25 protein-coding genes are annotated in these 24,748 nt (G+C 71.2%); 6 read left to right on the top strand and 19 right to left on the bottom strand.

The genetic code is table 11. The features are described 5' to 3' along the window. Positions 1–46: 46 nt before the first annotated feature. Genes L107_RS10370 through L107_RS10355 form a run of 4 tightly spaced genes read left to right on the top strand, consistent with a single transcriptional unit; the run spans position 47 to position 4,535 of the window. The gene (locus L107_RS10370; protein WP_159818579.1) at positions 47–958 is read left to right on the top strand and encodes a MoxR family ATPase; all 912 of its coding nucleotides are present in this window, start codon (positions 47–49) and stop codon (positions 956–958) included. After that, the gene (locus tag L107_RS10365; protein WP_159818577.1) at positions 945–1,856 is read left to right on the top strand and encodes a hypothetical protein; all 912 of its coding nucleotides are present in this window, start codon (positions 945–947) and stop codon (positions 1,854–1,856) included. The genes L107_RS10370 and L107_RS10365 overlap by 14 nt, the downstream gene beginning before the upstream one ends. Further along, positions 1,826–3,697 carry a DUF3488 and transglutaminase-like domain-containing protein gene (locus L107_RS10360; protein ID WP_159818575.1) on the top strand — a complete coding sequence of 624 codons (1,872 nt, stop codon included), beginning with the start codon at positions 1,826–1,828 and terminating at the stop codon, positions 3,695–3,697. Before L107_RS10365 ends, L107_RS10360 begins: the two co-directional genes overlap by 31 nt. A gap of 10 nt (positions 3,698–3,707) precedes the next feature. Then, positions 3,708–4,535: a pentapeptide repeat-containing protein gene (locus L107_RS10355; protein WP_159818573.1), complete on the top strand. Its 828-nt coding sequence runs from the start codon at positions 3,708–3,710 to the stop codon at positions 4,533–4,535. Between the two features lie 32 nt (positions 4,536–4,567). Here the strand turns inward: L107_RS10355 and L107_RS10350 are convergent, their stop codons facing one another. The 6 genes from L107_RS10350 to L107_RS10325 all read right to left on the bottom strand — a co-directional run bounded on the left by L107_RS10350 (position 4,568) and on the right by L107_RS10325 (position 11,444). After that, a complete protein-coding gene (locus L107_RS10350) occupies positions 4,568–6,631 on the bottom strand; it encodes a type II secretion system protein GspD (protein WP_236550625.1) in 2,064 nt (687 codons plus the stop codon). A 311-nt stretch (positions 6,632–6,942) separates the two neighbouring features. Further along, on the bottom strand, positions 6,943–7,785 hold the full coding sequence (locus tag L107_RS10345) for a hypothetical protein (RefSeq protein WP_159818569.1): 843 nt from the start codon (positions 7,783–7,785) through the stop codon (positions 6,943–6,945). Continuing rightward, on the bottom strand, positions 7,782–8,504 hold the full coding sequence (locus tag L107_RS10340; RefSeq protein WP_159818567.1) for a PilN domain-containing protein: 723 nt from the start codon (positions 8,502–8,504) through the stop codon (positions 7,782–7,784). The genes L107_RS10345 and L107_RS10340 overlap by 4 nt, the downstream gene beginning before the upstream one ends. Further along, a complete protein-coding gene (locus L107_RS10335; protein WP_159818565.1) occupies positions 8,501–9,379 on the bottom strand; it encodes a hypothetical protein in 879 nt (292 codons plus the stop codon). The genes L107_RS10340 and L107_RS10335 overlap by 4 nt, the downstream gene beginning before the upstream one ends. A 57-nt stretch (positions 9,380–9,436) precedes the next feature. Next, a complete protein-coding gene (locus tag L107_RS10330) occupies positions 9,437–10,624 on the bottom strand; it encodes a quinone-dependent dihydroorotate dehydrogenase (RefSeq protein ID WP_159818563.1) in 1,188 nt (395 codons plus the stop codon). A gap of 10 nt (positions 10,625–10,634) precedes the next feature. Next, positions 10,635–11,444, bottom strand: coding sequence for a ribonuclease H (locus L107_RS10325; RefSeq protein ID WP_159818561.1), 810 nt, complete (start codon positions 11,442–11,444; stop codon positions 10,635–10,637). 73 nt (positions 11,445–11,517) lie between these two features. On the opposite strand from L107_RS10325, the gene L107_RS10320 reads away from it, so the two are divergent. Continuing rightward, positions 11,518–12,282 carry a DUF3747 domain-containing protein gene (locus tag L107_RS10320; protein ID WP_159818559.1) on the top strand — a complete coding sequence of 255 codons (765 nt, stop codon included), beginning with the start codon at positions 11,518–11,520 and terminating at the stop codon, positions 12,280–12,282. Between the two features lie 266 nt (positions 12,283–12,548). Here the strand turns inward: L107_RS10320 and rplL are convergent, their stop codons facing one another. The 9 genes from rplL to gloA all read right to left on the bottom strand — a co-directional run bounded on the left by rplL (position 12,549) and on the right by gloA (position 20,160). Further along, a complete protein-coding gene (rplL, locus tag L107_RS10315; protein ID WP_106219430.1) occupies positions 12,549–12,935 on the bottom strand; it encodes a 50S ribosomal protein L7/L12 in 387 nt (128 codons plus the stop codon). Positions 12,936–12,996: 61 nt separating this feature from the next. Next, positions 12,997–13,524, bottom strand: coding sequence for a 50S ribosomal protein L10 (gene rplJ, locus L107_RS10310; protein ID WP_159818557.1), 528 nt, complete (start codon positions 13,522–13,524; stop codon positions 12,997–12,999). A gap of 259 nt (positions 13,525–13,783) precedes the next feature. Next, positions 13,784–14,431, bottom strand: a complete 648-nt coding sequence (locus L107_RS10305) for a GDSL-type esterase/lipase family protein (protein WP_159818555.1) — start codon at positions 14,429–14,431, stop codon at positions 13,784–13,786. A gap of 9 nt (positions 14,432–14,440) precedes the next feature. After that, positions 14,441–15,148, bottom strand: a complete 708-nt coding sequence (gene rplA / locus L107_RS10300; protein ID WP_159818553.1) for a 50S ribosomal protein L1 — start codon at positions 15,146–15,148, stop codon at positions 14,441–14,443. Between the two features lie 92 nt (positions 15,149–15,240). Beyond that, positions 15,241–15,666 carry a 50S ribosomal protein L11 gene (gene rplK, locus L107_RS10295; RefSeq protein ID WP_106219434.1) on the bottom strand — a complete coding sequence of 142 codons (426 nt, stop codon included), beginning with the start codon at positions 15,664–15,666 and terminating at the stop codon, positions 15,241–15,243. Positions 15,667–15,824: 158 nt separating this feature from the next. Continuing rightward, the gene (gene nusG / locus L107_RS10290) at positions 15,825–16,535 is read right to left on the bottom strand and encodes a transcription termination/antitermination protein NusG (protein WP_159818551.1); all 711 of its coding nucleotides are present in this window, start codon (positions 16,533–16,535) and stop codon (positions 15,825–15,827) included. Further along, entirely contained in the window at positions 16,535–16,777 is a 243-nt protein-coding gene (gene secE / locus L107_RS10285; RefSeq protein WP_236550635.1) for a preprotein translocase subunit SecE, read from the bottom strand. The genes nusG and secE overlap by 1 nt, the downstream gene beginning before the upstream one ends. Positions 16,778–16,877: 100 nt before the next feature. After that, positions 16,878–19,769 carry an ATP-dependent Clp protease ATP-binding subunit gene (locus L107_RS10280; protein WP_159818549.1) on the bottom strand — a complete coding sequence of 964 codons (2,892 nt, stop codon included), beginning with the start codon at positions 19,767–19,769 and terminating at the stop codon, positions 16,878–16,880. Continuing rightward, positions 19,759–20,160, bottom strand: coding sequence for a lactoylglutathione lyase (gene gloA / locus L107_RS10275; RefSeq protein ID WP_106219438.1), 402 nt, complete (start codon positions 20,158–20,160; stop codon positions 19,759–19,761). Before gloA ends, L107_RS10280 begins: the two co-directional genes overlap by 11 nt. A 100-nt stretch (positions 20,161–20,260) precedes the next feature. Here gloA and eno point away from each other — a divergent pair, with 100 nt between their 5' ends. Continuing rightward, positions 20,261–21,556 carry a phosphopyruvate hydratase gene (gene eno, locus L107_RS10270; RefSeq protein ID WP_159818547.1) on the top strand — a complete coding sequence of 432 codons (1,296 nt, stop codon included), beginning with the start codon at positions 20,261–20,263 and terminating at the stop codon, positions 21,554–21,556. Positions 21,557–21,588: 32 nt separating this feature from the next. On the opposite strand, the gene L107_RS10265 is transcribed toward eno, so the two are convergent. The 4 genes from L107_RS10265 to L107_RS10250 all read right to left on the bottom strand — a co-directional run bounded on the left by L107_RS10265 (position 21,589) and on the right by L107_RS10250 (position 24,498). Next, entirely contained in the window at positions 21,589–23,286 is a 1,698-nt protein-coding gene (locus L107_RS10265) for an AarF/ABC1/UbiB kinase family protein (protein ID WP_159818545.1), read from the bottom strand. Then, on the bottom strand, positions 23,286–23,627 hold the full coding sequence (locus L107_RS10260; RefSeq protein WP_159818543.1) for a hypothetical protein: 342 nt from the start codon (positions 23,625–23,627) through the stop codon (positions 23,286–23,288). Before L107_RS10260 ends, L107_RS10265 begins: the two co-directional genes overlap by 1 nt. Positions 23,628–23,661: 34 nt before the next feature. Next, on the bottom strand, positions 23,662–24,231 hold the full coding sequence (locus L107_RS10255; RefSeq protein WP_159818541.1) for a hypothetical protein: 570 nt from the start codon (positions 24,229–24,231) through the stop codon (positions 23,662–23,664). A gap of 75 nt (positions 24,232–24,306) precedes the next feature. Further along, on the bottom strand, positions 24,307–24,498 hold the full coding sequence (locus L107_RS10250) for a type II toxin-antitoxin system prevent-host-death family antitoxin (protein WP_159818539.1): 192 nt from the start codon (positions 24,496–24,498) through the stop codon (positions 24,307–24,309). Positions 24,499–24,748: the final 250 nt, after the last annotated feature.

Below are 24,748 nucleotides of genomic sequence, written 5' to 3'. Positions count from 1 at the left end.
GCGGGGCTGCTGCAATGGGGGGGCCACCGGTGCGCCGCACTCCCCCGTGCCCTCTTCCCCCCTCCAGCCGGTCATCAGCGCGATCGGCGAGGTGCTGCTGGGCAAGGAGCATCAGGTGCGGCTGGCCCTGGCCTGCCTGCTGGCCCGCGGCCACCTGCTGATCGAGGATCTGCCCGGCATGGGCAAGACCACCCTGGCCGAAGCCCTGGCCCGCAGCTTCGGGCTCGGCTTCAAGCGGGTGAGCTTCACCAGTGACCTGCTGCCGGCGGATCTCACGGGCCTGAACGTGTTCGACCCCGCCGCCGCCAGTTTCCGCTTCCAGCCCGGTCCCCTGTTCAGCCAGGTGCTGCTGGCCGACGAGATCAACCGGGCCAGCCCCCGCACCCAGAGCGCCCTGCTGGAGGCGATGGCCGCCGGCCGGGTGAGCGTGGACGGCACCAGCCATCCCCTGCCGCGGCCCTTTCTGGTGATCGCCACCCAGAACGGCCTCGACCAGGGGGGCACCTCGGCCCTGCCGGAATCCCAGCTCGACCGCTTCCTGATGCGCCTCAGCCTCGGCTACCCGCCTCGCCAGGCGGAGCGGGCCCTGCTGCAGGGGGAGGGCCTGCGGCCCGACGGCCTCAGCCGCGCCTTCGGCCCCGACGACCTGCTGGCGCTGCAGGAGCGCGCCGACCGGCAGCATTGCAGCCCCGCCCTGCTCGACTACGTGCTCGACCTGCTGGAGCGCAGCCGCCGCCAGCCCTCCCAGGCCCATCCCCTCTCGCCCCGGGCCGGCCTGGCGCTGCTGGCCGCCGCCCGCGCCTGGTCGCTGCTGGAGGGCCGCGACCATGTGATTCCGGACGACGTCCAGGCGGTGCTGGCGGCCGTCTGCGAACACCGCATGGACGGTGGCCAGCGCGGCGGCGGCGACGGGGAGCTGAGCCGGCGGCTCCAGGAAGGCGTCGATGGACTTCGGTAGGCCCCAGCAGGGCGAACGGGTGCGCCTGCGGATGCGCAACCTCTACATCCTGCCGACGCGCTTCGGCTGGCTCTGGCTGGCGGGCACGGTGCTGCTGCAGGTGGTGGGGGTGCAGATGCAGAGCAACGGCACGCTGCTGCTCAGCTTCCTGATGCTGAGCCTGTTCCTGCTGACCCTGCACCTCACCCACTTCAACCTGCAGGGGGTGGAGCTGGCCTGCGGCGCCCCGGCGCCGGGCTTCGCCGGCGAACCGGTCCCCTATCCGGTCCGGCTGCGCTGCCCGGGCCGCAGCGAGGGGGTGCGCCTGCGGCTGGCGGGGGAGGCGCCCGGGCCGGCCCTGTCCCTGGCGGCGGGGGAGCATGAACTGACCGTGGCCTGGACCCCGCCGGGCCGGGGCTGGCAGCGGCCCGGGCTGCTGCGGATCCAGACGACGGCCCCCCTGGGGCTGTTCTTCTGCTGGTCGCGCTGGCATCCGCCGACGGCCCAGCTGATCTACCCGGCCCGCCGGGCCGGACCGGTGCGGCTGCTGGCCGCCGGCACGGCACCGGTGGAGGGCGAGCCGGCCCTGGCCAGCCGCCAGGACGGCACCGACGACTGGCGCGACCTGGCCCCCCATCGCCCCCAGGACAGCCCCAGCCGGCTGGCCTGGAAGCTGCTGGCCCAGGGGCGGGGCGAGTATGCCAAGCGCTTCCTGGACCGCCCCGAAGCGGCCCCCCTGCTGGCCCCGGAACCCGGCGTGCCCCTGGAGACGGCCCTCGAACACCTCAGTGAGCGCATCTGGAGCTGGCACGGCCGGGGCCTCAGCTACGGCCTGGAGCTGAACGGCCAGACCATCGCGCCAGGCCGGGGGGTGGTTCACCGGGACCAGTGCCTGACAGCCCTGGCCTGCTGCCGATGAGCCGCGCCGCCGCCCCGCTGCAGTGGCTCACCATGGGGTTGCTGGCCCTGGGGCTGCTGGGCCTGTCGCCGGCCCTGTCCCTGAGCCTGCTGGCCTTCGGCCTGGCGGTGCTGACGGCCCTGAAGCTGCGCGAGGCCCGCAGCATCGAGGAACGGAGGGTGGTGGCCCTGCTGCAGCTGGTCTGCGCCGGCCTGCTGGCCGCCCTGCGCCCCGAACTGGCCCCGAGCCTGCTGCAGGGCCTGGCCATCCTGATGGCCCTGGCCGGGCTGCTGGCCCTGGAACTGGGGGCCGGTCCCGACTGGAAGGCGCTGCTGCGCCGCAGCCTGCAGGTGCTGCTGGCGGCCCTGCCCATCGCCCTGGTGCTGTTCCTGCTGCTGCCCCGCCTGATGCCCTTCACCACCTTCGGGGCGGGCCAGGGCATGGGGGCGATGACCGGCCTCAGCGACAGCATGGAGCCGGGCTCCATCGCCAGGCTCGCCGTCAGCCGCCAGGCCGCCGCCCGCGTCGCCTTCCCCCTCGGCGGCGAGCCCCCGCCCCTGGAGCAGCGCTACTGGCGGGTGCTGGTGCATGAACGCTTCGACGGCCGCAGCTGGCGCAGCGCCGCCCCCACGTTCCCCAGGCCGGCGGCCGGCCAGACCGCACCGCCGCCGCCCCCCGCCGCCCCGGGGGAGGGGATCCAGCTGTGGCTGATCGAGCCCAGCGGCCTGGCGGCGGTGCCCTGGAGCGGCAGCGGCCGGCCCCTATCCGCCGACCTGAACCTGCAGCGCAGCGGCGAACTGCTGAACCGGGCCCCGGGCAGCCAGCGGCGGGTCTACGCCCTGACCCGGACAGCGGAGCAGCCCGGCTGGCGCACCGCCCCCCCCGGTCCCGTCGACCTGCTGCTGCCGCTGGGGGAGAACCCGCGGCTGGAGGCCCTGGCCGCCGGCTGGCGGCGCCTCGGCAGTGACCAGGAACGGCTGGCCGCGGCCGCCGCCTGGTTCCGCAGCCAGCCCTTCCGCTACACCCTCGAACCCGGGGCCCTGCCTCGAGAGGCCCCCCTCGACCACTTCCTGTTCGAGAGCCGGCTGGGCTTCTGCGGCCACTACGCCAGCGCCTTCACCACCCTGATGCGGGCGGCAGGGGTGCCGGCGCGGGTGGTGAGCGGCTACCGCGGCGGCCAGTGGGTGCAGCCGGTGGGCGGCACCGGCTACGTGGACCTGCGCCAGGCCGACGCCCACGCCTGGAGTGAGGTGTGGCTGGCCGGAGAGGGCTGGCGGCGTGTCGATCCCACCGCCTGGGCGGCGGGGGATCCCCTGGCACGCTCCGCGGCCGCCGGCGCCGGCAGGCGTGCCGGCGGCGGCCCGCTGGACTGGGTCCAGCAGCAGTGGTGGGGGCTCGACATCGCCTGGGCCCGCTGGTGGCTGGGGTACGACGGCGAGCAGCAGCAGGCCCTGGTGGCCCGGCTGCTGGGCGAGCAGCGCCACCTGCTGGGGGTGGTGGTGCTGGTGGCGGTGGCCGTCAGCCTGGCCGCCGGCCTGGGGGGCCTGGGGTGGCTGGGCCGGCGCCACCGCGGCGATCCCCTGCGGCTGGAGCTGGAACGCACCCTGCGGGCCTTCGCCCGGCAGGGCATGGCACCGGCGGCGGGGGAAACCCTGGGCGGCTTCGCCCGGAGGCTGGCCGAGCGCTGGCCGTCCCTGGTCGATCCCCTGGAGGCCTTCGTGGCGACCTACCAGCAGCAGCGCTTCGCCAGCGCCCCCAGCCGGACAGGACAACGGCAGGCTCGGCGGCTGGGACGGGTGCTGCGCCGTTCCCTGCGGACCGGCAACCGGCGGGCGGGAGCGGTACAACGGGACCACCCCTGAACAGGCGACCATGACCAGTCCCCAAGGGTCCGTTCGCCACGCCTTGACCGGGCTGCTGTTCACCGGCCCGGCGCTTCTCGTGCTGCTGCTGGCCGGTCCTGGGCAGGCCGGCAGCGACGCCGACCTGATGCGGCTGCTGAGCCAGCGGGACTGCCCCCGCTGCAAGCTGCAGGATGCGGACCTGGTGCACGCCGACCTGCGCGACGCCGACCTGCGCAGCGCCAGGCTGCAGCGCGCCAACCTGGGCCAGGCCCGGCTGGATGGGGCCAACCTCCAGGGGGCCGACCTGCGCTTCACCAGCCTGCAGGGGGCGTCCCTGCGGGGTGCGGATCTGCGCGGGGCCAATCTGGAGGGCACCGACCTGCGCCAGAGCGACCTCAGCGGCGCCCAGATCGACCCCGGCGGACTGGCCCGCAGCCACTGGCAGGACGCCCGGGGCGTGGCCCCCACGGTGCTGAGCTACCCGGAACTCCACAACGCCGGGGTCACCGCCGCCCTGGAAGGGCGCCATCCCCAGGCGGAGCAGCTGTTCTCCGAGGCGATCCGGCTGCAGCCGGACGCGGCGATCAGCTGGGTGGCCCGGGGCCTGAGCCGCACCGAGCAGGGCAAGACCGAGCTGGCCGCCGCCGACCTGAACTACGCCGCCGTCCTCTACGGCCAGGCCGGCGAGGAGGCCCAGGCGAAACAACTCACCGAGGTGGCCACCGCCCTGCTCAAACCCGGCAAGAAGACCAACCAGGGCAGCGGCATGGGCGGCCAGATGCTCTCCGGCGCCGCCTCCTTCGCCTCGGCCGTGGCCCCTCTGGCGATGAAGTTTCTCCTGCCCCTGGCCTTCTGAATCAGGGCTTCTGATTCAGGGGACGTCCCGGATCAGGGGGTCATCGAAGGTTGGGGCTCGCCGCCCAGGAAGGCCCGGGAGGCCGGGGTGGAGGGCTGATAGCCGTAGCCGTAGGTGCCGCCCTCGGTGTCATTGATGATGCGCGGCGTCACCATGATCACCAGCTCCCGCTTTTCGCGATTGTTGGACGAGGCCCGGAAGAACTGGCCGATAATGGGAATATCCCCCAGAATCGGCCATTTCGACACCAGAGCCCGGTCGAAATCGGAGATGACGCCAGTGAGGATCAGGGTCTGGCCATCGCGGACGCGGACGACGCCCGTATCCAGGCGACGGACCCGCAGGATGCTGATGGGGGGGCATTGGTTACCGGCGCTGACCTCGCGTTCCACTGCCGAGATACTGGGGGAGAGCGAAAACGTAACGAAGCCGTTGTCGTCAATTTTCTGGACGCGAGCTCCCAGCACGAGACCGGCCGTGGAGAGTTCGCTGATGGTGCAGCTCACAGTGGCCGATGTGCCGGTCACATTAGAGGTGACGTTGGTGGGCACGTTGATGCCCACCCGCACGACACCTTCATTTCCCCGCTTTCGCCCGATCGGGGCGTCGATGTTGTCGAAGGAGGAGGAGAAAAGGCTGGAGCCGGCCGTGTCCCCGCCGCCGCCAGCAGCGCCTCCAGCAGAATCGTCACGCAGGATTGAGGGGTCCTCCTGAAGGATCAGGGTCGGACTGGCCAAGACTTTAGAATTGTCGGCGAGGATGCGCGCTTGGAAAAAATCAAAAAAATTGTTGTTTGGATATAGAGGTTGGCCAGTCGCCCCGACGGCCGCGCCTGGGTTCGTCTGTCCGACAAATCCTGCCAGGGGCTGTCCGGGAAGCAACGGCGCATCCAGACCTCTCTGAACGGAAGCACCGCCGAGAACGCCGCCGAAGTTCGCTGCCAGGGTGCCGTTGTCGTTGACGATGAAATTGTTGCCCCAGCGGAAGGCGAAGCTGTTGTAGAGCTCGGTGTCGTTCTGGAGGTTCACGTCCAGGATCTTCACCGACAGGGCCACTTGGCGCTGGCGCAGATCGAGCTGCCTCAGGTACTGCTCGGCGATGGCCACCAGCCGCGGGGCGCCCACCAGGGTGATGGTGCCCAGCCGGGTGTCGGTGGTGGCCCGCAGGCCGATCAGGGGGCCGTTCGTGGCCCCGAAGGATTCCACCGTGGTGGTGGTGCTGGCGGTGGTGGTGGAGGCCGTGGGGCTGCCGGCGGGGGCGGCCGTGGCGGCGACCCCCTCGGACACCGCCGTGGTGATCGTGTTGGTCTTGGTGACCTGGGCACCGAGGTTGGCCAGGTAATCGGCCGCCGAGTTGGCCGGCACCTGGTTCAGCCGGTAGACCTTGGAGAGCTGGGCACCGAAGCTCTTGGCCAGCACGTTGGGGCCGGCAAAGATCGTGTTGCCGTCGCGCTTGCCCTGCAGCCCCGCCGCCAGGAGCGCCGAGTTGATCGCCCGGCCGTAGTTCTCCCGGCGGAAGGAGATGGAGATGGGCCGCATGTCTGGGGACGTGCCCGTGGCCGTCGGGGCCGGGGTGGAGCCCGCCGCAGGGGTATCGCCGACATAGACGAATCCATAGCCCCCCAGCTGGCTGAGGGCCATGAGCACGTCCTTCGCCGGGGCGTTGCGGAGGGTCATGGTGACCGGCGGCCCACTGACATTCACGTAGCTGGGGTTGCTGATGGTCATGGTGCCCACGGCCATGTCCCCCAGCGGCGGAGCCACCGCCCGTGGCTGCAGGGGCGGCACGAAGCCGGGCTGGGGGACCCGCCCCGGGGTGGTGACGTTGGGGGTGAGGGTCTGGAGGGTGGGCTGCGCCGGAGCGTTGAAGGTGAGGATCAGGCTGCGGCCGTCGCCGCTCACCACGGGCCGGCCCACCGGGAATCCGGGGGTGGGGGAGACCTTCAGATCGAAGACGTTGCCCGAACCCTCGAAGCTGATGCTCTGCAGCCCTGCCTCGGGCAGGGAGAGCCGCACCGGGCCGCGGCGCAGGGTCATCGGCTGGGCGGTCTGCAGGCGGCCCAGCCAGACGGCTCCCTGGGTGGTCTGCTGAAGCATCGGTGATGGGCCGGTGCCCTCAATCACCACCTCGACGGAGTCCGGGAGGCGACGCAGCTTGATGTCGAGACTGCCAGTGGCCTGGGCGATCTCAGACAGCCGGACGCCGGAAGAGCCCCCGGCAGGGGATGGAACAACCGCCGCGACTGCAGTGGACACACCCGTTGCCTGGAGGGCCACCACACCAAGAGACGCAGAAAAAACGTGCCGCCACTGACGTTTTGCCACGTTCCGCTGATCTCCGAATCGCTCGAATGGTATCGGCGATGGGGCGAAACGGCCAGTTGCCTTATCCCGTTGGATGGGCATGGTCAGTTGGAAGGGGCAGGGGGAGCGGGGGTCGGCGCTGGCGCAGGGGCGGGCGCCGGTGCAGGGGCCGGCGCCGCCGCCGGGGCCGGAGCTGTCGCCCCCGGGGCCGCCGCGGCAGGGGCTGCGGCCGGAGCCGGGGTGCGGCTGTACAGACCCAGCGTGAGCTTCATCAGCACCGGCGGGCTCGAGACCACGTTGGGCCGGTTTCGCTCGGAGGGCTCGGTTTCGGGGATGGTGAGACTGAGATCGCTCTGGACCACCAGCACGTTGAGGGCCTCCAGCCGTCGCAGGAAGAACAGCAGGGACGGGAACGACCCCTTGGCCGACACCAGCAGGGTGCGCAGGGTGAGCCCCTGAAGAGCCAGGGGGTCGGCAGGGGCCGCAGCCGGAGCAGGGGCTCCTCCCGCGGGGGGTGGGGCCGCGGCGGGGGGAGCGGGGGCGGCCCCAGGGGGCGTGGCGGCGGCGGGGGCTGCGGCCTGGGTGGGCTCGAACAGGGTCAGCTCGACGCCCGAAGCGGCGGCCTCGCGGTCGAGCATGGCCAGGAAGGTGGACAGGTCGCCGTTGCCCGTGATCAGCCGCTCGATCTTGGCCTTGCTGGCCATGGCGGCTTCGGTGCTTTCCTGGGTGGTCACCAGCTGGGCACGCATCAGTGTGACCTGGTCCCGCAGCTGCTCCAGTTCCTGGAGGCGCTGGCTGTCCCGCTGCAGGCCGGCCCAGAGGGGCACCAGGCCCGCCAGGATCAGGAGCAGCCCGAGTCCACCCAGCACGCCCGCCGGCAGCAGCAGCCAGATCAGGCGCAGGCTGGCGACTGGGAGACGCTTGGAGCCCTGCTGAAGGTTGGTCATGGGATGAGGCCCTCCGCCTGGAGAAGTTGCAGCCGACGCACCATGCCCTCCGATCCCAGCTGGCGCATGACGCTCAGCTGGCGGGCGGGGGGCAGGGTGGCGAACGGCCCCGACAGTTCGAAGCGGACCGTCGCGGGGGCGGGCGCCGGGGTGGCGGTCCCGGCCTGCCCGGCCGGTGCATCGCCGGGCGGCACCCGTTCCAGCTTCACCAGCGCCACTCCCTTGGGGTTCAGCAGCGGGGAGCGGGACAGCTCCAGCTGCAGGGCATTGATGCGGGCGAAAGCCAGGGGATCGAGGGCCTGTCCCTTGAGCACGAGGTTCGTGCCTTCCGCCTCGGCGCTCTGGATCTGGATGCCTTCGGGGGTGCGCAGCTGCAGGTCGGCCAGGAGGGCCGAGGAGGTGCGCAGGGTGGTGAGCCCCTCGGTGAGGCTGCGGTTGGTGGCCGCGAGCTGGTCGAGCCTGGCCCGGCTGGCGGCCATCTCCGCCTGCATCTGGGTGGCCTCGGCCTCGAACCGGGTCAGCTGGGCGGTCTGCATCCGGACGTACTGGAAGCGGAGGAACACCAGGGCGGTGGCCAGGACGGACCCGCCCAGGACGATCGCCCCGATCAGAGCACCACGCAGCAGCAGGGGGCGCCGGTCCTGCAGGGCCGAGACCATGCTCTCCTGGCCGAGTTCCTTGCGCCTCTCCCGAAGCAGATCGAGGATCGGTGGGCTCATCGGACCGACTCCACCATCGCCAGCCCCTGGAGCACCAGGGAACCGAAGGGCTCAGGGGTGAGGATCTCGGCCCGCACGCCCAGGGCGTCCTGCAGGCGGTCCTGGCTGGGGAGGGGTGCGCTGAGCAACAGCCGGAGCCGACGGATGGAGGGATCCCGGCGACGGTAGAAGGTCACGCAGCGATTCACCTCCCGGATGAGGGACGCTTCGTCCTGGGGCAGGGACCAGTCGAAGACCGGTTCCGTCCCGCGCAGCAGCAGCAGCTGGCCGCCGGCCGGCAGCGGATGCAGCAGCACGGTCAGTTCATCCTCGGGAGCCGCTTCCAGCACGGAGGTGACCGCCGCCAGCCGGCATGACTGGGCCGGGGCCAGCCGCTCCAGCTGCACGCCGGCCAGGTTGAAGACATCGATCCAGTCGTCCACCAGCTTTCTGGGGGCCACGGCCATCAGCAGCCGGGGGGTGGATCCGGCCAGGGGCCGCAGATCGATCGTGGCCTCCGCCAGGGGAACCGCCAGATTCAGGGGGGGGTCGATGGTGCGCAGGGCCGCGATGGGATCGTCGGGGATGGCCTCGAAGGGCCAGTCGAGAACCCGCCATTGCGCCGCCCCCTCGGGAAGGGAGGCCAGGACGACCGCATCGAGCAGGCCGTCACGCACCAGAAGATCGCCGATCAGATCACCGAGGGGCTCCTTCTCCAGGGGCTGGCCATCCAGACAGGTGAGGGGCGGCAGGGGCAGATCGATGCTCACGGCCTCCGGCCCCGATCCCCTCAGCACCTGCCCCTTCAGGGAGTCGTCCTGAAGCTCCAGCAGCAACTGACGCGGGAAGAGCTGGGCGCGGACGGGCCTCAGACGATCTTCGAGATCATCCTTCAAGCCGATCAGGCCAGAAAAAACCAAGGCTCCGATCCGATGCCAGCGAAAGTTACCGAATCACGGGCGCCAAGGCATCCCCGAACCTACAACTTCCGAAAGCGTCCGGCATCCGTGGGCGTCCAGCTGCCGCGACAATCCCTCCAGAATGGACGGAACAAGTACGGGGCCTTCATAAATCCAACCGGTGTAGATCTGGATCAGGGAGGCGCCCGCGCTGATCCGCTCCCAGGCGGCCTCGGCCGAATCGATGCCCCCCACACCGATCAGGGGCAGGGCCGGACCGGCGGTCGCCCGCAGCCGCCGCAGCACCTCGACCGCGCGCCGGCGCAGGGGGCGGCCGCTCAGCCCTCCGGTCTCCTCGGCCAGGGTGCGGCCCGTGGCCACCAGCCGGCGACCGTCCAGCCCGAGCCGGTGGACCGAAGTGTTCACAGCGATCACACCGGCCAGCCCCTCCTCGTAGGCCAGCCGGGCGATGGTGTCGATGGCATCGTCCTCCAGGTCGGGGGCGATCTTGACCAGCAGGGGCGGGCAGGCGGGCAGGCGCCGCAGCCGCTCCACCAGGCGCCGCAGCTGGGCCTCCTCCTGCAGGTCCCGCAGCCCCGGGGTGTTGGGGGAGCTGACGTTGACCACGGCGTAGTCGGCCAGGGGGGCCAGAAGCTCCAGGGAGGCCGCGTAATCGTCCGGGGCCATCTCCAGCGACACGGCCTTCGATTTGCCCAGGTTGATGCCGAGCACCGCGGGCCGTTGCCCGGGGGGTGGCAGGTGCTGCCGTTCCAGGGTCCGACGCACGCCCCGGGCCCCGTCGTTGTTGAACCCCATGCGGTTGAGGGCCGCCCGTTCCTCGGCCAGCCGGAACAGCCGCGGCCGCGGGTTGCCCTGCTGGGGCTGCCAGGTGATGGTGCCCAGCTCGGCGAAGCCGAAGCCGAAGCGGTGCCAGATGGCGGCCGCCACCCCGTTCTTGTCGAAGCCCGCCGCCAGCCCCACGGGATTGGCGAAGCGACAGCCGAACAGGGTCTGCTCCAGCCGGGGGTCCCGGCGCTGCAGCTCCGCCCCGAGGCCCTCCAGGCTGCCGCTCACCAGGGGCCAGTGGCGGCGCAGGGACGCCTGCCCCAGGGCCAGGAGGGTCATCCGGCTCAGCTGCTCGGCATCGGCGCCGTCGTCACGGCGCAGCAGGGGCCCGACGAACCGGGCATAGAGGGCGCCGGTCCCCACCTGGCCGCCGCTGGTCGTTGGCTCCTGCGGCATCCCTGTCTCCTCACTGCGGCCTGTCCAATCCTCCCGCGCCGCGCTCCAGGCGCCAGCACCCGTTGCCCAGGGGTCTGACGAGCCAGTCGCGCCAGAGCCATGGCTCCACCTTCCCTTCGAGACGGGCCGTGGGCACCTCCAGCAGCCTGGCGAGCTCGACGGTCCGCAGGCTGTAGCCGCCCGCCGCCAGCCGGTCGGCCAGCTCCAGCCGGGAGAGCAGCTGCTGGAGCGACGGCGGGGCCGGCTCGGAAGGGTCGGCCAGCGCCGGGGAGCCGGCCGCGGGGGCTTCGGTCTCCGGATCGGCGGCGGCAGGGGCTCCCGACGCCGGTGACCGGCCGGGCCGGGCTTCGGTCGCCAGGGCCGGGGACTGGCCGCGGGAGAAGGCGACCGCGATCGCATCGCAGCGGTCGTTGTCCGGATCGCCGCTGTGGCCGCGCACGTGGCGCAGGGCCAGACCCGGCAGCCGGGCGGCATCCAGCCGCTCCCAGAGATCACGGTTGAGCACGGCCCCGCCGGAAGCGGTGCGCCATCCCTTGCGCTTCCAGCCGGCCATCCACTTCTCGAAGCCGTCGATCAGATAGCGGCTGTCGGTGCGAAGCACCAGGTCCGGGTGGCGCGGCAGCTCCCGCAGGGCCTCCAGCACCGCCAGGGCGGCGGTCAGCTCCATGCGGTTGTTGGTGGTGGCCCCATCCGCCCCCCCCAGCTCCCGACGGGAGCCGTCCTCGAAGCGCAGCAGGGCGCCCCAGCCACCCGGGCCGGGGTTGCCGCTGCAGGCCCCGTCACAGGCGGCAGCCACTACCCGCACCGGTCGATCACCCATGGAGACGTCTTGACAGCATCGCTTGAATGGGTCCCTCTCTCCCGGAGAACGCCCGGGCCCTGGAGGTGTTCCCATGCAGCGAACCTACCTGGCCCTGGCGGGCCTGGCCCTGGCCGGAGCCGGCCTGCCGATGGTCCAGCCCCGGCTGGCCATGGCCGCCGGTCTCTTCCAGAGCGCCGACGTCGACGCCGATCGCTTCGCGGTGCTGGCGCGCCCGGTGGGCGACAACGACTGGACGCTCCTGGTGCTGGAGCAGCTGACACCCCAGCCCGCCTGCTGGCAGGCCCGGCCGGATGGCCTGGTGGATCCGACCCTCAACCGGTTCGACTACACCGGCATCTGCAACCGCTACCTCGACAGCAACGGCTATTCCCTGCGGGTCGCCGAGCAGGACCTGGGCACCGCCTACCGGCTGCGGGTGCAGCAGGTGGGATCCCGCCTGGAGCTCCAGGCCATTTCCCCGGGCACCTCGGCCATCCTGGTGGTGGGCAGGGCCGACATTCCCCTGCGGGACCGTGACGGCTTCGTGGCCCTCAGGCTCGAGCAGGGCTGGGATCTGAAGCGGCGCACCTACGGGGAGCGGGCCCTGAGCCACCTCTACTTCGCCAGCGCCACCCCCTTGGAGCAGCTGATCGCCAGCGCCGGCGGCTCCCCCACCTGGCGCCGGCCCCTCGGCCCCGGCCGGGCCCAGCCGCCGGCCCTCAGCCCCATCGAACCGGGCGCGGGCCAGGGGGAGGACAGCATGGCGATGGGCAGCTCCGGGCGGGCCGTCGCCCTCCAGGTGATTCCCTACAGCGGCGGCAGCAGCGGCAGCGGCAATGGTGGCGAGGGGCTCTGAGCCGGGGCGGGCCGGGGCTGTGGCCAGTTGAATCTCCGGTCCCCCCTGCCGCCATCCCCCTTTCCGGCCCCTTAATCTGACTTCGTGAGGAGTGAAGGACGCTCTTCCAGGGTCGAAACGAGGACAGACTCCCGGAATCGTTCCATCTCCAGAGCCCTGCCTTCGGCGGGGCTTTTTTTTATGCACAAGCCATCAAAAAGCCGGCCCCGAAGGACCGGCTGAAAACGAAGCGGGGCTGCCGGACCCGGAGGCCCGGCAACGGCGGGTCACTTGATGGAGACCTTGCCACCCACTTCTTCGATGCTCTTCTTGAGAGCTTCGGCATCGGCCTTGGAGATGCCCTCCTTGACGGCCTTGGGAGCGGCTTCGACCAGGGCCTTGGCTTCGCCCAGCCCGAGGCCGGTGGCCTCGCGGACGGCCTTGAGCACCTTGATCTTGGCGGCCGCATCGAAGCCATCGAGGATGACGTCGAATTCGGTCTGCTCCTCGACGGCCTCAGCGGCGGCACCGGGGGCGGCGGCGGCCACAACGACGCCGGCGGAAGCGGCGGCGGACACGCCGAAGGCCTCTTCGATCTGCTTGACGAGCTCGGAAGCCTCAAGCAGGGAGAGGGTTTTCAGTTGTTCGAGAATCTGGTCGGTGGTAGCGGACATGGGGGGGAATCAGCAACAGAACGGGAGGATCGGTGGAGCCCAGGGGTTCGCGGGTGCGAACTCAACCTTCGCCGGATTCGGCGTGCTGCTTGAGCGCCCTGGCGAGACCGGACGGAACCTCGTTGATGCCCACAGCCAGCTTGGTGGCCAGGCCATTGATCGCACCGGCGATCTGGGCCATGAGCACCTCCTTGGAGGGCAGATCCCCGATGGCCTTGATGTCGTCTGGGGAAAGGAGCTTGCCTTCGAAAAGGCCGCCCTTCACTTCCGACTTCTTGCTGTCCTTCTGGAAGGACTGCAGGGCCTTCACCGCACCGCCGACATCGCCCTTGACCAGGACGAAGGCATTGGTGCCGGTGAGCAGGGAATCGAGATCCGACCAGGCGCTGTCACCATCGATGGCACGGCGCATCAAGGTGTTTTTGGTCACCTTGCACACACCGTTGCTGGCCTGCAGACGGGTCCGCAGATCAGTCATCTCCTTGATGGTCAGGCCCTTGTAATCAAGGACCAGCGCCATTTCGGCCTCACCGAGGAGCCCCTTGAGCTCTTCGACGATCTGTTGCTTGTTCTCCAGCGTGCGGCCCATAGGAGGTGGATCGGATCGGGGGAACAAGCAGGGAACGCGGTCCTGACGGGCTCCCCTGGCGGGGGGCTTCGAGGCCGCTCATCGCTCCGCTCCGATCTGATGGACTCCGTTGGAGACCCCAGCCCAGGCAAAAACCAATCGCGTGAACCTCGGCAGGGCTTACGGCAGGGGACAACCGACCGAAATCGGTGGCCCTGACGACCTGCTGTCTTGGGTGGGGCGCGTGCCCTTCTGGACGAATCCAGCTCTTGAACCTACATCACGGCAGACCCAGCTCCCGCAGCCGGGCCGCCCAGCGGCCGTACCCGGCGGCATTGAGGTGGACACCATCGACCGTGTAGGCACGCCTGAGACCCTCGCCGTCCGCCATCACCGGGGTGAGGTCGACGAAGTCACGGGGAGGCGTCTGGCTGGCGAGCAGGGCGTTGAGCTCGGCCACCCGGCGGACCCCGTCGGCACCACAGCGGAAGCGGGCACAGGGAATCGTGGACTGGATGATCACCCGGGCCCCCGTGCCGATCTGGAGACCGGTGCGCAGCCACTGGATCCGGGCGGCGACCCGGCCGGGGTCGTAGCCCCAGACGATGTCGTTGATGCCCACCATCACCAGGTAGGTGCCGGCCCCGGTGCGGCGGATCTGCGGCAGGCGGGCCATCAGCTGGAAGCTGGTGTCACCGCTCACGCCCTGGTTGAACACCACCCGATCGGGGAAGGCCACCTGCCAGTCGCCCTGGGCCGTGAGTGAGTCGCCGACGAAGGTGACCGGAGCATCAGGGCGCGGAGGCTGGGCTGGCTCCACCGCCATTGACGTGGACGGGGGCCTGGAGAACAGGCCCCACCCCAGCGCCAGCAGGCCGAGCGGCAGGGCCACCCAGCCGCCGATCCGCAGCCATGGGGAGGCAGGCACCGCGGACGCTCAGCTCTCCTGCTTGATGTCCTGGAGAGCGGCGAAGTCGACCTGCACCGAGGGACCCATGGTGGAGGTGACGTAGAGGCTCCTCCAGTAGCGGCCCTTGGCACCGCTGGGCTTGTTGCGGTCGATGGTTTCCTGCAGGGCCTTGAGGTTCTCCAGCAGCTTGGCGGTGTCGAAGCTGGCCTTGCCGAAACGCACGTGGACGATGCCGGCCCGGTCGGCCCGGAACTCCAGCTTGCCGGCCTTGAACTCGCTGATGGCGCCACCCAGATCGGTGGTGACGGTGCCGGCCTTGGGGTTCGGCATCAGGCCGCGGGGACCGAGCACCCGGCCGAGCTTGGCCACCTTCGGCATCATGTCGGGGGTGGCGATCAGCAGATCGAAGTCGATGGCGCCACCGGCGATCTGGTCGACCAGCTCATCGTCGCCGGCCAGGTCGGCACCGGCGGCCTTGGCTTCGGCCACCTTCTCGCCCCGGGCAATCACGGCGATGCGGATGGTCTGGCCGGTGCCGTGGGGCAGGGCCACGGTGGTGCGCAGCTGCTGGTCGGTGTACTTGGGGTCGATGCCCAGGCGCACATGGGCTTCGATGGTTTCGTCGAACTTGGCGGTGGCGTTGTCCTTGACCAGCGCGAGGGCTTCGAGCGGTTCGTAGGCGCGGTCCTCCACCTTGGCGGCGAGGGCGGTGAAGCGTTTGGAGACTTTTGTCATGGCGGTAAGGGGTGCGGACGACCGTGATCGGTCTCCCCCAGAAAGGTGATGGAGCGGTGAGATGAAGGGTGTGGAACGACGACCGGTGACGGTCAGTCCTTGACGGCGACGCCCATGTTGCGGGCGGTGCCTTCGATGATGCGCATGGCCGACTCGACGCTGGTGCAGTTGAGGTCGGGCAGCTTGGTCTTGGCGATCTCCTCGAGCTGGGCGCGGCTGATGGCACCCACCGCTCCCTTGGCGGACGTGGCGGCACCCTTCTCGATGCCGGCCGCCTTGGAGATCAGCACCGAGGCGGGCGGGGTCTTGGTGATGAAGGTGAAGCTGCGGTCTTCAAAGACCGAGATCTCCACCGGGATCACATACCCGGCCTTCTCCTGGGTGCGGGCGTTGTACTCCTTGCAGAACGCCATGATGTTGACCCCGTGCTGACCGAGGGCAGGGCCCACCGGTGGTGCGGGGTTCGCTTTGCCGGCCTGGAGGGCCAGCTTGATCACAGCTACGACTTTCTTGGCCATCGGCTGGGCTAGGGGGCGAAACTCCCTTGCGGGAGTGCGGGACGAAACTCCCTTGCGGGAGGTTGCGGATCGCCGGGGCGGGGGCCGGCCCGGCGGGATGGCGGCCCTCGAGGGGGCCACCCGGGGCCGCCCTCCGCAGGGAGGCGGCCGCCGCTCGATCAGCTCTGTTTGCTGATCTGGGAGAACTCGAGCTCGACCGGGGTTTCCCTGCCGAAGATCGACAGGAGGGCCTTCAGCTTGCTGCGTTCGCCGGAGACCTCGATCACCTCGCCCTGGAAGTCCTTGAACGGACCGGCGGTGACAAGGATCTGATCCCCCTCGGTGAGGTCGACCTTGAGGACGGGCTTCTTCTCGGCGGCACGCTTGAAGATGCGGTCGACCTCCTGGCGGCTGAGGGGCCGGGGCCGGATGTGGCCGCGGGCCTTGCCGGTGGCACGACGCTCCTCCTGGCCCACGAAGTTGATGACGTTGGGGGTGCTGCGCACCGCCATCATCGTGTCCTCATCGAGCACCATGCGCACCAGCACGTAGCCGGGGAACACCTTCTCCTCGATCGACTGGCGGCTGCCGTCCTTCTTGAGCTTCACACCGGGGGTCTGGGGGATCTCGATCTCAAGGATCCGGTTGCTCACCCCCAGGGTGACGGCCCGCTGCTCCAGGGTGGCCTTGACCTTCTTCTCGCAGCTGGAGGCCACCTGGACCGCGAACCAGCGGGCCACCTGGGGCTTGGCGGCTTCAGCGGCTTCGGCCCCGCCCTCGGCGGCGAGGTCGAGGACCTCCCCAGCGGGATCCGTACCCTCGGCGGGGAGCTCCAGCACCTCGGGGGCGTCCGGTTCGATCTCAGGCACGGCAGGCGGGGGAAGGGTCATCAACGGAAGATCTGGGTTGATCCCCAGTGGTAGAAGCGGTCGATCGCGGCGATCGCCGCGGCCGAAAGGCTCACCATCAGGATCACCGCCACCGACTCGCTGAACAGCTGCTGACGGCTCGGCCAGACGACCTTGCGCAGCTCCGCGAGCGTGACCGCCACGAAGCCGGTGGGCTCCTTCTCCTCGGAGGGGAAGCCATCCGGACCGTCGTCGGGCGCGGACGTGCCGTTCCCGCGGGCCAGGGGCCCGTCGGGACTGCTCGTGGTGGTGGTGGCAGGGGGGATGGGGTCCACGGTGTGGATTCCGATGGCTGCCCTGGTGTCGGCAGACATCGACAAACGATCACCCTACCGGACGTCCCTCCCGGGTGTCCGCCAGGGGAACGAAGCGGAAGCCCGTCTCCCCGGGAGCGGCGAGCTCCAGCCGCACCCCCCGGGCCGCCGTGAAGTGATCCTCCAGCAGCTCGGTGGCCAGGGGGTTCTCGATGCGGCGCCGCAGCACCCGGCGCAGGGGCCGGGCCCCGTACTCCGGCTCGTAACCCTGGGCGGCCAGGGCCGCCACGACGGCCTCGTCGACCTCCAGCTCCAGATGCTGCTCCCGCAGCAGCAGGGCCAGCTCCGCCAGCTGCAGCCGCACGATCCGCTCCAGATCGGCACGGGCGAGGGGACGGAACCGGATCACCTCATCGATGCGGTTGAGGAACTCCGGCCGGAACTGGCGCGACAGGGCCTCCTCCACCGCCCGATCGAGGCTGCGGTCGCGGGCCTGCTCCCCCTCCTCGGGGCCGGGATCCCCCGGCTCACCGGCAGCAGGGGCGGAGCGGGCCCGCTCGAGGATGGCGCGGCTGGCCAGGTTGCTGGTCATGATCACCACGGTGTGGCGGAAATCCACCGTGCGGCCCTGGGAATCGGTGAGGCGGCCGTCGTCGAGCACCTGCAGCAGCAGGTTGAAGACATCGGGGTGGGCCTTCTCCACCTCGTCGAGCAGCAGCACCGCATAGGGGCGGCGGCGCACGGCCTCGGTGAGCTGGCCGCCCTCCTCGTAGCCCACGTAGCCGGGGGGAGCCCCCACCAGGCGGGCGACGGCGTTGCGCTCCATGAATTCGCTCATGTCGAGCCGCACCAGGGCCTCCTCCTCATCGAAGAGGGCCGCCGCCAGGGCCTTGGCCAGTTCCGTCTTGCCCACCCCCGTGGGCCCCAGGAACAGGAACGACCCCACCGGCCGGGTGGGGGCCTGCATGCCGGCGCGGGAGCGGCGGATCGAGGCCGCCACCGCCGCCACCGCCTCGGGCTGGCCGATCACCCGCTCACCGAGCCGCTGCTCCAGCTCCAGCAGCTTCTGGCGTTCGCCGGCCAGCAGCCGCTGGATGGGGATGCCGGTCGAACGGGCCACCACATCGGCGATGTCCCCCTCCTCCACCTGCTCCCGCAGCATCGGATCGCTCTGCAGTTCCGCCTCCAGGGCCGCCCGGCGCTGCTGCACCCCGTGCAGCTGGTCGTACTGCAGCCGGGCCGCCTCCTCCAGGTCCCCGTCCCGCTCGGCCTCGGCGATGGCGTGGCGCAGGTCCTCGTCCTGCTGCAGCAGCTCGCGCAGCTCCGCCAGGCGCTCCCGCTCCCCCGCCCAGCGCCGCTGCAGGCGGTCGAGCTGCTCATGGGCGAGGCGCCGCTGCTCCTGCAGCTGCACCCGCTCCTCCAGGGGCGCCGCCTCGGCGGCCAGCAGCGCCAGTTCCACCCGCCGCAGTTCCGCCTCGGCCGCCTCCACCACCTGGGGCTTGGAGGTGGCCTCCATGCGCAGGTTGGCGGCGGCCTCATCGATCAGGTCGATGGCCGAATCCGGCAGGCAGCGGTCGCTGATGTAGCGGGAGGCCAGCCGGGACGCCGCCACCAGGGCCCCGTCGGTGATGGTGACGCCATGGTGGAGCTCGTAGCGCTCCTTCAGCCCCCGCAGGATCTCAAGGCAGGTGGGGCCATCGGGCTCGCGGATCACCACCTGCTGGAAGCGGCGCTCCAGGGCCGGATCCTTCTCGATGCTGCGCCGGTAGTCCTCGGGGGTGGTGGCGCCGATGCAGCGCAGGTCGCCGCGGGCCAGCACCGGCTTGAGGATGCTGGCCGCATCGGCGCCGGAGCGGTCGCTGCCCACCACCGTGTGCAGCTCGTCGATGAACAGCACCACCCCGCCGGCCCGACCGCCTTCCCCGTCCTCGCCGCGCACCCCGTCGTTGTCGCGGACCTCGGCCAGCACGCTGCGCAGGCGCTCCTCGAACTGGCCGCGGAACTTGGCCCCGGCGATCAGGGCCCCCAGGTCGAGGGCCACCAGCCGCAGGCCCCGCAGGGCATCGGGCACCTCACCGGCCACGATCCGCTGGGCCAGGGATTCGGCCACGGCCGTCTTGCCGACACCGGGCTCACCGATCAGCACCGGGTTGTTCTTGCTGCGCCGGGAAAGCACCTGGATCAGCCGGCGGATCTCGGTGTCGCGCCCCACCACCGGATCGAGCTGGCCGGCCCGGGCGGCGGCGGTGAGGTCGCGGCCATAGCGCTCGAGGGCGCCGGGTTCAGGCTCCCCCTCCCGCTGCAGGGTCATGGCGGGCTCGGGCGCCGCCGGCGGCCGCGGGGGGGCGATGGGGGCGGGCGCCGTGGCCGCCCGCGAGGGGGCCGGCGCTGGCGCCGTGGCCGGAGGGGCCGGCGCCAGCGACGGGGCGGGGGCAGCGGCGGTCACGGTGGCCCCGGTGGAAGCGGCCTCGGCCGCAGCCGGCAGGGGGCGCCACTGGCGCAGCAGCAGGTCCTCGCTCAGCCCCTCCTCCACCAGCAGGGACGCCCCGATCCGGGGTTCCACCAGCAGGGCCAGCAGCAGGTGGGGCACATCCAGCAGACGGGAACCCCAGGCGGCCCGGCGCCGATCGGCCTCCTCCAGCAGGTCCTCGAGGGCATCGCCGATGTAGAGGGTGCCGCCGCCGCCGTCCGGCTGCTCGGCGCAGAAGGTCTCGAGCCGGTCCAGCAGCCGGTCCTCGTCGAGGGGCAGGGGGTCCACCCAGCTGGCGAAGCGCCGGTTCAGCAGCAGGGTGAGCAGCAGGTGTTCCACGTCCATGGCGCCATGGCGCCAGCGGCGGGCCTGGTCCTGGGAGGCGATCAGCAGATCCCAGGCGGCGTCGCTGAAGCGGTCGGGGTCGCCGGTGAGGCTGGCCGCAGCGCCCCCCGCGCCCCGGTCGTCACGCATGCGGGAATCAGTGCGCATCGGACCGTGAGGACGTCTGGATCAGTTCCACCTTGTAGCCATCCGGGTCCTCCACGAAGGCGAGCACGGTGGTGCCGTGCTGCTTCGGACCGGGCGGACGCACCACCCGCCCGCCCTTGGCGGCGATCGCCGCGCAGGTGGCATGGATGTCGTCGACACCGATGGCCAGGTGGCCGAACCCCGTGCCGATCTCGTAGGCGTCGGTGTCCCAGTTGTGGGTGAGCTCCAGCACGGTGGTGTCCGCCTCGTCGCCGTAGCCGACGAAGGCCAGGGTGTAGGCGCCGCCGGGGTAGTCCTTGCGGCGCAGCAGCTTCATGCCCAGCACCTCGGTGTAGAAGCGCAGGGAGCGCTCCAGATCGCCCACCCGGAGCATGGTGTGGAGGAGTCGCATCGGCGGTGCACCAGCTCGGGCCATTCTGACCAGGGTGGCGCAGGGAACACAGGCGAGGGCGGAGGACGACCCATAGGATTCGCCCACCAGCACACCGCCTGTGTACGACTCCCTCGACCTCGTCATCGACTCCATCGTTGCCCGCGAAGTGCTCGACTCCCGCGGCACCCCCACGGTGGAGGCGGAGGTGTATCTGGAGGGGGGCGCCAGCGGCCGCGCCATCGTGCCCAGCGGCGCCAGCACCGGCGCCCATGAGGCCCATGAGCTGCGGGACGGCGAGAAGGCCTACTTCGGCAAGGGCGTCAGCAAGGCGGTGGAGAACATCGAGGAGCGCATCGCCCCGGCCCTGTGCGGCCTGAGCGCCCTCGACCAGGGCGCCGTCGACGCGGCCATGAACGAACTCGACGGCAGCGACAACAAATCCGCCCTCGGCGCCAACGCGATCCTGGCGGTGAGCCTGGCCACGGCCCACGCCGCCGCCAAGGCCCTGGGCCTGCCGCTCTACCGCTACCTGGGCGGCCCGATGGCCACCCTGCTGCCGGTGCCGCTGATGAACGTCATCAACGGCGGCGCCCACGCCTCCAACAACCTGGACTTCCAGGAGTTCATGCTGGTGCCCCACGGGGCCGGCAGCTTCCGCGAGGCCCTGCGCATGGGCGCCGAGGTGTTCCACACCCTCAAGGGGCTGCTCAAGGATCAGGGCCTGTCCACCGCCGTGGGCGACGAGGGCGGCTTCGCCCCCGACCTGGCCGGCAACGACGCCGCCGGTGAGCTGCTGATGCAGGCGATCGAGAAGGCCGGCTACCGGCCCGGCGACCAGATCTCCCTGGCCCTCGATGTGGCCAGCACCGAGTTCTACGCCGATGGCCGTTACGCCTTCGGCGGCGGCAGCTACACCAGCGCCGAGATGGTCGACCAGCTGGCGGCCCTGGCGAGCCGCTTCCCGATCGTCTCGATCGAGGACGGCCTGGCCGAGGACGACTGGGAGGGCTGGCGCCTGCTCACCGAGCGCCTGGGGGGCACGGTGCAGCTGGTGGGCGACGACCTGTTCGTGACCAACACCACCCGGCTGCAGCAGGGGATCGAGCAGGGCATCGCCAATTCGATCCTGATCAAGGTGAACCAGATCGGCTCGCTCACGGAGACGCTGCAGGCCATCGACATGGCCACCCGGGCCGGCTACACCAGCGTGATCAGCCACCGCAGCGGCGAAACCGAGGACACCACCATCGCCGACCTGGCCGTGGCCACCCGGGCCGGCCAGATCAAGACCGGCTCCCTCAGCCGCAGCGACCGGGTCGCCAAGTACAACCAGCTGCTGCGCATCGAGGACGAACTGGGCAGCCAGGCGGTGTATGCCGGTGTGGAGGACCGGGGACCGCGGGGCAAGGCCTGAACCCTCGGGGCCCGGACTGAGCCGGGCCCGGCTCAGTCCGGCCGGGCCGGGGACGACACACCGGGCAGCTGATCCAGGCGACCGTCGCGCTGGAGCCGGGCCTGCATCTTCAGCCAGCCGGCGGTGAGGGGCACCGCCAGCACCAGCGGGACGGCGGCGAGCACCGGGCGGCTGCTCACCGCCAGCACGGAGGCCGCCACCGCCAGGGTGCCGAGCAGGAACGACTGGCCGGCGCTCTGCTGGGCCAGGGCCAGGCGCCGCAGCAAGCGATCGGTCTCACCGGCGCGGATCAGCACCTGCAGATCCCCCTGTTCGATGCGGGCCAGGCTCTCGTCGAGTCGCCGGGGGATCCCGAAGGCGCGGCTGCCCACCTCGGCCGCCTGGCGGGAGAGCTCGCTGAACAGTTCGTTGGGGCCGTTGCCGCTGGCGGTCATGAGGGGCAACAGGTAGGGACGGGCGATGGCGATGAGGCTAAAGCCAGGATCGAGGCTGCGGCCCACCCCCTCGAAGGTGGAGAGGGCCCGCATCACGAAGATCAGTTCGGGCGGCAGCCGGAACGGCTGGCCGTAGACGAGTTCGTAGAGGTCACCGGAGAGTTTGTCGATGACGTTGGCGCTGAAGGGGGGCGTGAGGGCCTCGGTGAGCATCACCCGCACCAGCCGCCGCACCGGCCCCGGGTCGATGCCGGCGGCGATCAGCCCGGCCTGCTGCAGCTCGTCCACCAGGGAGGCGGCATCCCGGGCCGCCGCGGCACGCACCATGCGTCCGAGCCGGCTGCGCAGCCGCTCGGAGATCTGGCCCATCATGCCGAAGTCGTAGTAGATCAGCGCCCCGTCGCTGGCGACGGCGAGGTTGCCGGGGTGGGGGTCGGCGTGGAAGAAGCCGAAGCGCACCAGTTGCTGCAGGTAGCTGGCCGCCCCCTTCTCGGCCACGGCCGCCGGATCGATGCCGGCACTGACGAGGGCCTCGCGGTCGTTGATCTTGATGCCGGGCACGTAATCGAGGCAGAGCACCCGCCGGGAGCTCAGCTCCCAGACCACCGCCGGGATGCGGATGCCGGGGTCGTCGAGGAACTGCTGGCGGAAGCGGGCGGCGTGCTCGGCCTCGAGGCGGAAATCGAGCTCGCGCAGCAGCACCCGCCGGCACTCCTTGGCGATGCCCACCCAGTCACGGCCGGCGCCCCAGCGGGGATGGCGCTGCACCGCGGCGGCCACCTGCTGGAGCACCTCCAGATCGAGGCGGAACAGGCGCTCCAGCCCGGGCCGCTGCACCTTGAACACCACCTGGCGGCCGCTGCGCAGGCTGGCCCGGTGCACCTGGGCCAGGCTCGCCGAGCCCAGCGGCACCACCTCCAGATCGATGATCTCCGCCCGCCGCTCCCCCAGCTCCTGCTCCAGCAGGGACTCCACCACGGGGAAGGGGAAGGCGGGCACCCGGTCCTGCAGGTGGGCCAGCTCCTCCACCACGTCGGCGGGGAGGACATCGGGGCGGGCCGAGAGCAGCTGGCCGAGCTTGATGAAGGCGGAACCGAGCTCGAGGAACTGGGCCGTGAGCCAGCGGGCCCGTCGGCGCTGGCGGGCGGCCTGGGCTTGCGGGGTGCGTCCGCCCGGGTAGGTCCAGGGCCGGGCGTCCCACCAGAGACCCGCGAGCAGCTGGAGCACGAGGCGCCAGATGCGCAGGGACCGCCAGAGGCGGGACAGAACGATCCCGGGGGTGGAAGGGGCCGCCATCAGGGCTGCCCCGGAGACCGCGGCGGACCGTCGGGGGTTGCCGGCATCCGGTCGAGGCGCCGGGAGAGTTCGGCCACCTTGGCCCGCAGGGCATCGATGCGCTCCTGGGGATCTTCGGCGGCGCCGCCCCGGGACGCGGGGGCACCGGCGCCGCGGTCGTTCTCGATGCGTTCGGCTTCCATGGCCACCTCCTCCCAGAACAGACTCAGTTCCTGCTGCACCCGGGCGGGGGCCTCCTGGGCGAGGGCCGCCAGGGTGGCGGCCACGTCAGCCAGGCCACTGCCCAGGCGGGCGGCCAGGCGGTTCATGGCCGCCTTGGCGAGGGACTGCGGCGCGCTCATGACTTGGCCGGAGGGATGACCGAACTGTGGCAGATCAGGGCTGGCTTCCGGGGGCCGGTGGGGCGCTCAGCGGCGGCGGGGCGATCGGCGCCGGGCCGGCCTCCTCCCGCTCCCGGGCCGGTGGCGTGCGCGGCGGCGGCAGGACAGGGACCGCCGGGAGCCCGGCATCGGCGGCGCCTGGCGCGGCCGGCTGGTCGGTCGGCGGGGTCTCCCCGCCCTCGAGCAGTCGCCGGCGTTCCTCGGCGTCCCGCTCCTCCATCTGGCGGCGACGCTCCTCGATCGCGGCCGCCTCCTGCTTCTGCTCCTGCTCCAGCTCGAGCAGATCGAGATCACCGCGGATCTCGCGGGCGTCGCCGCCGAAGCGCTGGCGCAGGGAATCGAGGGTCGTGCCCGGGGCGGGCTGGACATCGAAGCGCTGGCGGCTGCCTTCTTCCTCGGGGCCGCCGAGGCTAAGCAGCCGCAGGCTGGCGGCGTAGCCGACCCCGAAGCAGAGCCCCACGATCGCCCAGAGGCGCCAGTCCCAGGCGGGGCGGGCCGCCAAGCGCTGCTGCTTGCCACCTGGAGGGGCGCCGCCGGGACGGGAAGGGGGCCTGGCCGTGACCATCGACGTCAGCACATGCGCTGCCATTTTGCCCGGCTCTTGGGGATCCGCTGGCGACGGGTCCATCCAGGGGAAGGGTCAGCGGCGCCCCTCGTCAACGAATCCTGCGAGATCGACATCACTGACACCGCGGATCCTTGGGAACGATCGCAGTGCCGCCACCGCTTTGTCCCGCTTGGTAGTGAAGGTGAAGCCATCGCCGTTTTCGACAGCCCGCGGCAGCCGGGAGCGCTGGGCCCTGGCCTCGACGTCCTCAATGCTGGGGTCCATGGAGAGACTGAGCTGATTCACGGTTTACCACTTTAGTTGGCCCTGAGAGACGAGCCGACAGATGAAGGCGCTTAAGAATCCTGCTGCTGCAGCCTGTCTGCCCTCTGCTGCTCCAAGGCCGCGATGACATTGGCGTCACAGCCGACCCGATCCTTGAAAAGAGCCTGGCCGTGATAGGCGGGGCCTGGGTGGACGAGGAGATCTCCGCAGGGGGGGGGGGGGGGGGCATGTGGGCCCCCTTTGATAGGGG

The sequence above is a fragment of the Cyanobium sp. Copco_Reservoir_LC18 genome, from assembly GCF_009834675.1.
Taxonomy (GTDB): Bacteria; Cyanobacteriota; Cyanobacteriia; order PCC-6307; family Cyanobiaceae; genus Cyanobium; species Cyanobium minutissimum.
This window is presented reverse-complemented; position numbering and strand designations above follow the sequence as displayed.